This window comes from Kineosporia mesophila, from assembly GCF_021129235.1.
Lineage (GTDB): Bacteria > Actinomycetota > Actinomycetes > Actinomycetales > Kineosporiaceae > Kineosporia > Kineosporia mesophila.
On the sequence record NZ_JAJOMA010000001.1, the window covers coordinates 675,257 to 688,304 of the forward strand.

Below are 13,048 nucleotides of genomic sequence, written 5' to 3' on the forward strand. Positions count from 1 at the left end.
CCGTCAGTGACCTCCCGGACAGCCGGATCCGAATCGTCCAACGTAAGAACGGATTCCGTTCCGCTGGTGACGACCCAGCCGGAGCGGATCGCTCCGATGAGCATCGAGGCAGTCCTGCGTGAGACCGGCGCCGGATCGGTCACTGCTACGCAAACTGCGCCGGCCGGACCGGTGAACGCCACGCGCGGTCTGGCCCGGACGCTGATGCGTCTGCCGGCCACCTACGTCCAGACCGAGCAGCACGACCAGGCGTTCACCGAATTGAGCCGCGTGGCCGAGCCCTTGCGAGGCGGCCAGGCGCTGGCGTCGAACTGGCCGGAGAGGCTGTCGGCCCAGATCGGTCTGGGTCGCAGCGCAAGCACGATCAGCGAGATGTTCACCAGCACGAGTCAGGGCCGGGCCCGCAACGCCCTGCCGACTCTGCTGACCCTGAGCCGCCTGGCTCTGGATGTCTTCGGCGAGGACAGTTTCGGTACCACCGAACTGCGGGGGCTGAGCTGGCTGCATGAAGCGGTCCGTCAGTTGTCGAGCGGAAAGGGGCGTCCAGCGGCGGGCGCCGAGGTGTCGACGGCCGACCTTCTCCGGCTGTTCAAGGACGAGATCCGCGACTCGGCCGACCCAACCGCGGTCACCATTGACGACATCCGGCTGCTGGTGGAGCTGGCGACCGCCCTGCCGACGGGAGAGACCACACCGGTTCAGGGGCCGCTGTCGCTGAGCGACTTGCGGGACAAGTGGCGAGACGCGGGGCAGTCGCTGCACGCCTCGGCGCAATCGCTGACCTCGGACCGGGCGCTGGCCGTGGCCGACCTGTCCACCGCCGTCCAGGTTCTGCCGGAGAACATCCGCAACCAGCAGGCGCTGGCAGTCGCGGCGGCGCTGCGGGCGGCGGACACGCTGCTCGCGGACTTCTGGCGGCCCGGGCAGGACCACCGCCTGGACCAGGTGCGCGACGCTCTGGCCGAGGTCGACCGAGTGGTCGGGGAGATGTACACGGCGGCCGCGGACCACGTCCGGACCACGTCGCTGGCCGTCCTGGACCAGTTGCGCGCGGACCTGGCCGGCCTGGCCCGGGCCGGGCTCGACCAGGAGACGGTCGCCCTGTTCGCGCAGCAGCTGGACGAGCTCGGCCAGGTGCCGATGGATGCCCAGGCGGTCGACGACCTGGTGGACCTGCGGGACCTGCTCGAGGCCGAGCTGGAACTGATCGGGCAGTTGCCGCCGGGAGAGCCGGAAGTCGTCCTGAGCCAGGACGTCCCGGACCCGCACGCCGAGCCCGAGTCGCTGACCGAGCCGGCTGTCGAACCGCCCGCGGTGGCCCGCCGGATGCCGGGCCGGGTGCTGGCCGAGATGGCCCGCTATGACCGGGCGGTGCGCAAGCACGCCACGGCGGTCGCGAACCTGGCCGAGGGCCAGACCCCGCCGGCCGCGCCTCAGCTGCGCATCCCGTTCGGCGAGTGGGGTGAGATCAGCCAGATCGGCACGCATTGGCTTCCGAACAAGAAGGAGGAAAACCGGCTTCCGCCCGGGGCGGCGGCCGACCTCGACCGGGATGTGAGCTTCCTGGCGGCCGAGGCGGTCCCGTTGGATTTCCCGGATTCCCCCGCGATCCGGGCCGCTATCGCACAGGCCCTGATGAAGGAGTTCGGCCGGAACGACCTGATCGACCCACGGCACGAGTTGGCCCGCCGACTGGCCCTGCCCGGTGGTCTGACGGTGGCCGTGCCGGGCCTCGGCTCCGTGGTGATCCGCCTGAACCCGGCCCTGACCCGGTCGCTGGCCGGCTACAAGACGCCCGAGCAGGCGCAGTCGGTCCAGGTCGGGGCCCGCCCCGCGCAGGCTCTGGACCTGCCGCAGCTGATCACCCCGTCCTGGTTCGGCGGTTTCACCGAGGACCGGTACCTCGACCCGCCGGTCGGGCCGGTGCGCCTGATCTCCAAGCTGCCCGGGCTGCTCGGGGTGAAGCTCGGACCCACCCTGGACCTGCAGCAGCACAAGGGGTACAGCGTCTTCGGGGGCGGGGTGCTGCAGACCGCCTGGCAGCGCTGGCGCGACCGGATGGCCTACTTCGAGGTGCCGCAGTCGGCCGACACCGAACCGACCGCCGGTTCGCACTGGTCCGTGCAGTTCACCCCGGCCGATGGAACCGAGCCGGTGACCTGGAACTGGCCGGTCGACGTCCTGCTCGGGTTCGCCGAGGACGACTCGCCGCTGGTGACCGATCCGGAGGCACTGACCGACCCGGTCCCGGAGCGCACGATCAGCCTGCCCGAGGATGCCGACGCGACCATGCGTCAGAACCTCCTGGGCCCGTTGTGGCGGGTCGACTCGGTGATCGAGCAGATCGGCGTGACCGAACTGGGGACGCCGCAGGGCCCAGTCGCTCAGATCCTTGCGCGCTTCCCGGATGCGGACGAGACGTTCCGGCAGGACGTGGAGCGGCTGTTCGAGGACAAGACGCTGTTCCTGCTCAAGCTGCAGCTGATGAGCTCGGGCTATCAAAGCCCGGCGCTGCGGATCCGCCAGGATTCCGACGACTGGGTGGAGCTGGACTTGAGCGTCCTGCCGGACTCGGTCCAGCGGATCGACGCCAGCAAGGGATACCACCAGCTGGACGCCCGGCGGCTGGTCTGGGCGGGTGGGACGGTGGCGTTCGCCTCGGCCGTTGCGATCGGCGCCCGGACCACCTTGACGGGGAAGTCGATCCCGGTCGGCGAGGACTCGGCGCTCCGCTTCGGCGGCGACTTGTCCGGCGCCGGGATCGGCTCGGTGAACCTGAGCATCTCGACCTCGGACGGCGATGGCTCCTGGCGGTACGAGGGCCGTCCGGCCGACAGCACGGTCTACCGCTGGGATTCTGGGCTGAAGGTGGAGCTCCGCTCGTCCCGCAGGGCGGCCGACGGCACGCTGGACTACGGGCTGCAGACCCACGTCAACGTGACGAAGGAGCAGTCCGCCCGGCACGAGCGGGAGCTGCGGCGGGTGTCCGCCGGGCTGCCGCCCCAGCAGTTGCGGGAGGACGGCACCGAGGTCGTCCCGGTCGACGGCGAGAACGTGGCCGACCGGCTGCCCCCGCTGGGCATCCTGTTCGGTCTCAGTCGGGGCGGCTCGATGCCCAGCCTGATCGGTGGTTTCGAGCGGATCGTGGGCGCTGTCCTGGCCGGGTACCAGGACGCCGCCACGGATCCGGCCCTCGGTACCCGGATGAGCCAGAACAGCCAGGAGTGGCACGAGTTCAAACGCTGGATCGGGCAGCAGTTCTCGATTCCGACCGGCATCTCGCACACCATCCACATGCTCAGCCATCACTTCGCGGTGACCCGGCGGGTGCCGGTCCTGGGCGGCCATGTGCGGGCCCGGACCGTGGTGTGGCTGGAGCAGGGTGAGGACTGGACCGCGACCAAGCTGCCCTGGGTGCGGATCGACCACTACCCGATCAAGTACGACGCATTAGGCGCCCGGCAGACCGTCTCACAGCGCTGGCGGGGGCAGGGGCGGGGGATCTTCGGGGTGACGCCGCCGGAGAACTTCTCGTTGACCGACGCCGAGGTGACCGGCGGCTACAACTACGCACGGACGTCCGGGCGGGCCATGTACGTCGGCATGGGGGCGTGGATCTCCGACCGCGGGATGACCTACGAGGGTCCGGGCCGCTCATACACCTTCACCGGCAAGTGGCACCACCGTGAGGAACTGACCTTCGTCCCGTCCGTGGCCTCGGCGTCGACCGGTGGCCTGCTGTCCACCTTCCTGCGGCACGGCGCGCTGCAGCTGGCCAACCTGGCCCAGTTTCAGCCGATGTCGTTGCCGCAGACGGTCAGCCGTACCGGCAGCGAGGCGGCTCTCACCCGCTACCAGGTCCCGGAAGGGCAGACCCGCCCGGCCGGCCCCGACGCGGCAATGATCATTCAGCTGGCCAAACCCGTTCTGGGGAAGGGTTTCACCCGGCGTGTCGACCTGGGCGCCGAGGGGGCGCAGTTCGACCTGCTGAAGGACGTCCAGGCAGGCAGCTACCCGGCGGCCGACAGCAGCCTGGAGGTTCTCGGTGTCCCGCACATCTACCAGGCGGCCAAGGACGCGCTGGACAAGGTCGGCATCTCGCCGGAGGACTATCTCGAGGTCCTGGACGCCCACATCACCGAGGAACGGATGCTCGGCGCGAGCATGGTGGGCCCGGGCGTCCTGCAGATCGTCACGGTCATCGACGGCACCGCGTTCGGCCGCAACTCCGGCGTCCTGATCCAGATCATCCGGCCGTACCAGTGGCACGGCGAGACCGGGCGCGCCCCGATCATGCACAGCATGATGGCCGACACCGAGCCGACGGTGATCGGGACGGAGTTCCACTCGGCGGCCCACACCGGGATGGGTGGCATCACCGACCTGGCCGGTGAGGAGGCCTACGGTGGCGTGACCGGGTCCAAGGCGATCCGCAACATCACCCGCACCGACATCCGTTCGCAGGAGTTCCTCACCGGCGTCTGGCTCACCCATGGAGCCCGCGAGCACCGCCCCCGGCGGGCGCACCTGGTCGCGGACACGATTGCCATCAACTCTTACGCCAACCTGCTGACCGAGCAGATCCCGGACTGGCTGACCCCCGAATTCCTGGCCAAGGTCACGGTGGACCGGCTTCAGACCTTCATCCCCGGTGGCGCGCTGAATTGGCACCCGGCGCAGATCCCGCAGATGCAGCCGCCGCCGCACGTGCAGCCCACCTACACCATCGACCAGGTCCCGCTGCTGGCCGCACGGGACCAGGTGGGTGATCTCGGCCCGCTGAACGAGACCGAGTTCGGCAAGGTCATGACCATGCTTCAGGACGCGCTGACCGCGTTCGACAAGGACCTCCTGAACCGCGAGTGGAAGGTCGCCGACGGCAAGCGCACCCTGAAGCGCTCGGCCCTGCCGCAGGAACTGCTGAGCATCAGCCGGCCGAGTTCGGTGCTCGCGCACATCACTGCCGCCCGCGGGCCCGGCCTGATCGCCCACTTGGCCCGGACCGTGGGCGACGCGATGAAGCACGTCACCATGCTGATCCGCGCCGACGAGGAATGGGTGCCGCCGGGCGAGGCGCGCAACCCCGGTTTCACCTACACGCATACCGAAAAGACGACCGTAGCAAAATATTTCCTCAGCACTCACCGGAACGTGAGCCGGTTCACCGACACCCACAACGCCGCCGTCACTCCTTGGGTCGGCACCGGTGACTTCCCGGACCGGGCCGAGCACGTGCGGGGCGCCTACTGGCAGGCCGGGTCCGAGGGCGACCATTACGTCTCCGAGATCATGACCCGCGCCGACATCTTCCGGACCCGCGATGTCCTGGTGCTCGGGGGAGAGGCGCACTTCTTCACCAACCCGAAGGTGCGCTGGTCGGTCTACTTCTTCCGGGACGTCGAGCTGTCCAAGCCCGACCAGCTGCTCAACGCGCTCACCGGCAACCTGCTGGACCTGGGCCTGAAGCTGTACCTGGACCCGAACACCAAGTTGCCGGCCGGGGTGGGCAACCACACCGTGATCAGCCACCGCGTCCAGGTCGCGGATGTGCTGCTGCCGCGCGGCGGCTCGGTCCTGCCCGCCCGCAAACCGCTCACCGGCCCCTGGGCGCAGAAGATCAACTGGCCTGCGGCCTCTGCTGCTGCCCCTCAGGTGCTCCCGCTCCAGCCCCGTCATGTCCTGTCCGGGCTGCTGCGTATGGGTGCGGTCGACAACCGGGCCCTGCAGAGCCTGACCGATCAGGTCCTGGCGGCGCTGGCCCGGGGCACCGGCGTGCCCAGCGCGATCCGATCGCTGATGACCGCGACCGGCATGCCGTTCGAGTCCCTGTTCGTGATGTTCTCGAACGGGCACATGGAAGCCAACCTGCATCGCACCCTGGCCGCGGACGGGCACGAGTTCCCGCCCGTGGTGCGCGAGAACGGCCAGCTGACGACCGGTCTCGGCGATCTGACGATCAAGGTCGAGTTCACCGACGCGGTGATGACGCAGTGGCTGGACGTGATGAACCACACCAGCGAACTGATCGCGATGAACGAGAACGGGATCGGCCAGGGCTTCGGCAGCAGCAGCTCGCTGAACACCGGTGGTGGGCCTGAGATCTCGGCCCGGGACAAGCCGGCTGCCGATGCTCCGAAGGACGTGAGGAACAGCACCTTCGCGGTGACGCCGTACGTGACTTCCGGCCGGAGCTGGGACTACGGCACGAACGCGGCTGAGCGCCTGGTCGACCCGGTGGTGACCCGGGGGCCGCACGACTATGCCCAGCTGCTGACCGGTGTGATCGTCACGCTGTCGATCAAGGGCAGGAACGGCCGCCTGGACAGCGAACTCGGCTACGGCGAAGGGGAGTGGACGACCTCCTGGCACATGCCCCATGCCGGTGAGCCGCTGCTCGACCCCGAACTCGCCGTCGCCCTGCGGATGCTGCATCCGTCCGAGGGCGTCCCGATCACTCACGGTGCGTTCCTGCCGCATGTAAGTCACCACGTGCTCGCACCCGACAGCGTCCAGGCTTCGCAGGAGGTGCAGCAGTGGCGGGCCGCGGCCGCGCTCCAGCGGTACGGCGACTTCTCCCCCCTGGCCGGTTCTTACCGGCCCAGTACGCAGGAGGTCGTCCTTACCTCGGGCCGGCCCGGCGGGAGGGGCGAGGTGGTGGACGAGAACCTGTCCGCTGCGGCGCTGCAGCAACGGATGTCTCAGTTGCGCCGGCTGGAGAAGCGGCCGGCGTATCTCGTGATGGCCGGGATGGACGAGGCCTACGTCCAGGAACTGGCCCGGCTGGACGACCGCGCCTTCGTCTTCACCTCAGATCAGATTCACCAGCAGGAGAGGCTTCTCGCCAAGACCGTCGACGGGCAGGAAGGCAACTGGTTCTACGTGCCCCGCGGCGGCGGTGAGGTCATCAGGCTCGGCGCCGACCTCGGGCACGCCCTGATCCACCAGTTGCCCCGCCGGCTCGGGGGCGGTGGACAGGTGGCTCCCAACCGGCCCGGCATGATGACCAAGGATCTGTACGTCTGGTCGCCCATCGAGGGTCCGGCGCTCCCGAGCCCGGCGCCGGCTTCGGTGATCGACCAGATCTTCAGCGAGCTGAATCCGGACGTCGAGACTCAGATCGACGTCGATCCGGACCTTTTGGTGACCAGTCAGCACCTGGACCTCGACGCGGGTCTGGAGCAGCAGGTCCGTCAGATGGTCCGGGACGGGATGGCCGCGGCCGGGCAGCGTTCTCCGGACCCGCTGACCGGGATCGGCTCGCTGGCCACCCTCGAGGTGCGGACCCAGCGGTTCGGGTCCGACCCTGCCGTCGTGGTCGAGATCAGCCGGAAGGTCGCGGTCACCTCCGGGACGCCGCAGTGGGCCGTCTTCACGGTCCTGGTACGGACCGGGGCCGAGGACTCGGCACCGGTCTGGGCCGGCCAGATCATCGCCCTGGTGGCGTCCGCGGACCCGGGTGCGTCGCCGGTCCTGCACACCGATCAGGTGCTCAGCGACATTGCCCTGCCGGAGCTGGACAGCGCGGTGGCGATCCGGGCCGACCGGTCCGGCCGGGAGCAGTGGCAGGCCGGGCTCGACACGGCCACCCGGATCCTGACCGAGCACGGATTCGGTTCCCAGGCCGGGGAACTCACGTCGGCCGACCCGGACCGGCGGTACCAGCTCATCCTGGACGTCCTCGACCAGGTGAACGTCCCGACCTCCGACTTCACCCCGGCGCAGCAGGAGCAGCGGGCGATCTCGGCCGCGCACGCCCTCTCGGTGCTGACTCAGGACCTCGAGGTGCGCCTGCCGGAACCTGCGAAGGACGCCGCCACTGCGGCCTGGTGGACGAATTGGCTGAACCGCAGCCGGGGTCTGCTGGCCGGCGTGCCTGCCGATCAGGCCGACGCGGTCCGGGACGTCAGTGAACGGGTAGTGACGGAGGCCACTGGCGGCAGCAACCAGCACATGTCGGCCGCCGGCTCGATGCTCCGGCCGGAGCTTCTCGTCCTACCCGTGCAGCACCTCGCCGTCGCTCCCGCTGCGGAGCAGAACTTCTCCTCGGACACCGCACGCACTGTGCAGCAGGCGGTTTCGCTGGTCACCCGGATGCTGAACGGCGGCCGGATGCGGATGTCGGGCGGCAACCCGCAAGCCATCGGCTCGCAGCCGCCTCGAACCTCCGACACCGACGCGCAGTTCGAGACCGAGTCGTTCGACAGCGAGCCGGCCACCCAGACCGGATCGAACCAGGCCACGGTCTCCAGCCGGGAGCTGATCAGCGCCCGGCAGTTGCTGGACGCCGATGACGGGCAGGTCTCGGAGGAGGACGAGACCGCGGTCGGCCCGTACCGGCCGCAGACCCGGGAACCGGTGACGGCGCTGCGGCGCCCGTCCGCCCCGAACCGGCCGACGGCCGAGGAAGAACCGTCCGGGCTGCACGTGGTCGAGCTGCACCCGGGCTCGGAGGGCAGCGAAACCGGGTCGGAGGAGCCTGAGGGCGCCGTCGCCGCGCCTGGGACGGTGCAGTCGTTGCACTCCGACGGCTCCGGCATTCCGACGATCATGGTGACCAGCCCGACCTCGACCCCGATCGTCGAGGTCGTGCCGGGTTCGCGGGTGGCCCGGCCGATGCCCGGTTCCCCGGTACAGATCGACGAGGTCCCGTTCGGCCAGGACATCCCGTCCGTGGTGGTGACCGCTCCGGGGGCGAACAGGCTGCCGCTGGTCGACGAGATCGCCTTCGGCCCGGTGGAGGACCTCGAGGAGGCGCCCCGGATTCTGCCGGCGACCCCGATCGACCTGTCCGAGGACTTCGAGCCGGTCCGGGACACCGTCCCGGCCCCCGACCCGCGGATCGCGGAGCAGGTCGGCCGGTTCGATGCGGTGCGCGAGACGGCCGCGCCCACGCTGGAGCTCAGCCCGACCCGGGACGGTGCCTGGGTGCACCCGGCTGACGTCTATCCGGACGCCACCGATCAGGAAGAGGCCGACCACAACGCCGATCCCACCGAACCGGGGTGGACGCTGCACGTCCTGCCGCCGACCCGGCTGGGCGGCGAGGTCCGGCTCGAGGAGCTCGCGGATCTGCTGTCAGCCACCCCTCTGGACCATCGGCCCACCGCCTACGACCTGCCCGGGAAACTGAGCTGGGACTTGGAGGACCTGTTCCAGGAGGTCGCCGAGCGGGACGCCGGGACGCCGCGGGAGTGGACCGTGGAGGCGGTCCAGAGGTCTCTGCACGGCCGACGGGTGCTGCTGATCGATCCCGAGTCCGACGAACTGCTTCCTGAGCGCCCGGCGCCGGGCCAGATCTTCCCGCCGTGGTGGCAGGAGTGGGTCGAGGCGCTGGGCACTCCGGGGACCGTCGCGATCGCCGGCCCGGACCGGTCCGGCTTGGTCAGCGATCTGGCCCAGGCCCTGGTGCGCGGTGGAACCGGCGACTACGGCTCGGTCTTCACCGGTGGGGACGTGCTCCGCCGGCAGCTGAACGCGCTGGTGCGCACGGTCCTGAGCCAGGTTCCGGAATCCGAGCTGAAGGCCGGCTCGGCGACGGCCCACGCGCTGCGCGAGGCTGTGCGCGACATCACCTGGTTCCTCGACCAGCAGGGCCTCGCCGGGGCAGGCGGGACCGGCCCCGGCGAGAGGGTGTGGCTGGTGTGGTCACTGGACCCACGCAACTACGACCCGGACCGGATTCAGCAGGCGAGTACCCGCTTCGTCGCCCGGGACGGGACCCGGGCCCGCCGCATTCGAATAACGCCGCACATCGCGATGACGTCGGAGCAGGCCCGGGCCCTCGCCTCGCGCGGGGCCGTCGACCTGGTCTACAACGTCCACGGGGGGTCCCGTCCGGACGGCTGGCGCCGGATCGTCAGCCGCGAGCACAACGGCTTCATCAACGTGGTCCGCGACGACACGGTCACCCTGATCGAGGGTCAGCCGCACTGGAACAGCCCGGTGCGTGAAGCCCCGGCGGTGAACGCGGTTCAGGCCGGTCTGGACGTGATCCAGCGTGCCCTTACCGACCTGAATTACCCCGTGCTGGCCACCGGCCGGCACTGGAGCAATTTCCGGTTCGCCGGCCCGGGCGCCCTGTCCGGCGAGTTGACGGCGCTCGGGACGGGTAAGCATCCGCAGTTCAGCGCCGATCTGCGGATGCAGACACATCAGAAACTCTGGAGCTGGCTGCACAACCCGCCACCGATCGGCAAGGAGGTGTCCCTGTCCTTGCCGTCTCGCGCGGCCAAGGACCACCGGGACACCGTCACGCTCCTCTGGAGCCGGCAAGTTCTCTCTGACGGCCGGATCGGCAACTTCTTCCGGGCGAAGCTGGACGCCCGGCCCCGACGCGAGATGGTCATCCTGTTCCCGAGAGACACCCGGGCCGGCCACTCCCGCGGGCCGCGCGTGTACGCCTGGGAGGGCGCTGAGCGCTTCGTCGACGAAGCGGCCGTGAACCAGCTGCCGTCGCCGATCCAGCGCGCGGCCGGCTTGCTCGACGTGAGCCTGCTCGAGATGGCCCGGCGGCTGCGCCGTCTCGGCCGGCCGGCGGACCTCGAGGCGCACGCCCAGCAGGTGCTCGAGCCGGCCCTCCTCTCGGACGCGCTGATGGCCGGCGCCCTGGACCAGGCCGCGGCCGCGCACCAAGAGGTCGAGCGCAGCATCCAGCAATGGAAGTGGGACTATCTGGCGAGGAGGACCCAGGAGCACCTGAAGGAGATCGTCCTGGCCCTGAGCGGGCTGCCGTTGTACTCGGCGGCGCCCGTCCCAGCGGTCCCTCCGGCCGCCCGGCCGGCCCGGGCCAGGGCTTCGGTCGCTCTCGGCCGGATGAAGTCCGTGCGGGCGGTTCAGGCTCACCTCCCGATCGACTGGATGCTCGAACGGGCCCAGGCCTCCGGACAGGACTTCGAAAGCTGGGTCGACGAAACGCTGGCGGGTGACCCCGCGATGGTCCGGCAGCTGCGCCGGGAGGCACAACGGACGTCGGTCCTGGTGCCGGGGGCCACGGCAGACCACGGTCTGCCGTCCGAGCTGATCGCCGAGGCCGTCGACCACGAGGTGCCGCTGGACTTCCTCTATCGGAAGGCCAAGAGGCTTGCCGTCGACGAGACCTTCACGACGATTTACGCGGGCCTGGTCCAGGATGCCGTCCGCCGGGTCGAGCAGGGCCTGCCGGCCCTGGTCCCGCAGCTGGACGACCTGAAGCTGCCCACCGACCTGATCCACCGGGCCGGCGCGCTGGGAATGGATCTGCAGACCCGGTTCGACGAAGCGGTCCAGGCCGGGGCCGAGGCGGACTTCGAGGACTCGATCCGTCAGCTGGTCCAGATCGCCGAGCAGGCCGCGGAGGCGGGGGAGGACGAGGACACCCTTCAGCTCCTCAACCAGACCACTCCCCAGCCCGCCCCGCAGCCCGCCGTCGGGGAGACCCGGCAGGCTCCGGCCGAACCGGATACCGTTCTCCCCGAGGACGTTCTGGCCACGGCCGAGGCCGGTCTGCCCAGTCGGCTGCGCCGCGAGGCGGGCATTTTCGGGGTCGACATCCGTCCCCTGGCAGTCAACTGGTTCACCCAGGACCTGGCCGCTGAGCACGCCGACTTCGCCGCCTACGTCCGTGGCTTCGTCAACCGCGCGGGCAAGCGGCCGGCGAGAGTCGACCCGGACGTTCAGGTGGTGGCGGACGAGCTGGCCCAGCTGCAGGACCTGAATCTCGGCCGGGGCGTGCTGGCGAACAACGGTGCGGACGCCGCGGCGGCCGTGGAGCAGTGGCGGCTGGACAACGCCGAACTCGCCGATCAGGCCGATGCGAGGCGGTTGCCGCTGGACGAACTGTACGAGGAGTGGGTCGAACTTCAGCGGTACCGGGACTTCAGCCAGCAGGTCCAGGCCGCGATCGACCGGCGTGCGACAGCGCCGGTCACACTCGGTTTCGATTCGCGCGCCGCGCAGAACGAGCCCAGCTCCATCAAGAGCTGGCGGCCCTCGGTGCACCCCGAGGCGGAGGGACGCTTCGAACCCCCGGCCCTGGTGACGGAACCGGAACCCGGGCCGCAGCCGCAGCCGCAGTTGGAGCCGCAGCCGGTACCGGACCCCAGCGATCTCGACCTGGGTCTGGAGCTGGCCCGCACGATCCGCACGAACGCGTCCCTGCCGGACAGCGGCCACCCGGCCGGGGAAGCGGGACTGCACCAGCTGCCGCAGGTGTTCGGGGCCGGCGTCCACACCCTGTCCGAGGTGCCGGCCGAATGGCTCCCGGCGGTGGCCAAGGTCCTCCAGTACCTCGGTGGCCGATCGGTGGCCTGGGTCTTCCTCGACCACGGCCTGCCCCAGCAGCGGCTGATCAACCTCTGGGGTCAGGACCGGGACCCCACGGTCTGGTCCGACCCCCGGTCCGAAAGTGGTTCTCCGGCGGAGCATCTGGACACGCTGCCGGCCTCGACCGGCCTCGCGCGGGTCTTCGTCGTCGACGGCGTCTCCGCAGTCCAGCCGCAGTTCATCGCTGATCAGGCGAACCGGCTGGTCTCCAGTCTGGTCTCGCCGTCGGTACAGGCCGTGCTGGACCGGGTGGACGCCCACACCGCCCGGCTGAACCAGCAGGTCACGGACGGGCACGCCGCCCTGCGCAAGATCAACCGGATGATCCGCGAGGGCGTGCCCGAGCCCCTGAACGGGGAGAAGCCGCTGCGCCCGGGCAATAAGAACCAGCTCGCCCGGCTGGAGGCGCGGCAGATCGACGACCAGCAGGTGCGGGAAGCGATCGTAACCTTGTGGACCGCGTACCAGGCGGTGCCGAGTCTCGACGCCCTGCTGGTGGACCTGGCCCAGAACGCCTCGGCCACGCTGGGCAGTTTCGCTCCCGAGAAGGTCCGGGACAACTTCGGGCTGGTCCGGTCCATCCTGAAGGCCGGCACCGGTGAGGAACCGAGCCGGGACGCGACCGCCGGGATGGTCCGGCTGGAGCGGCTGACCGACATCGTCGGGCTGGCTTTGGCGGTCAGCCCGGCGAGCGAGCTGCACTCCGGGTCCGTGACCGCTCTGGCACTGCAGCAGATGATCCGCACGA

At 70.2% G+C, this 13,048-nt stretch carries 1 protein-coding gene (only partly in view); it reads left to right on the top strand.

This entire window lies inside a single protein-coding gene on the top strand: locus LR393_RS02470, encoding a WXG100-like domain-containing protein. The 50,763-nt coding sequence extends 13,740 nt beyond the window's left edge and 23,975 nt beyond its right edge, so the window shows coding positions 13,741–26,788 (codon 4,581, complete, through codon 8,930, partial); the first complete codon in view begins at window position 1. Both codon boundaries (start and stop) fall beyond the window edges.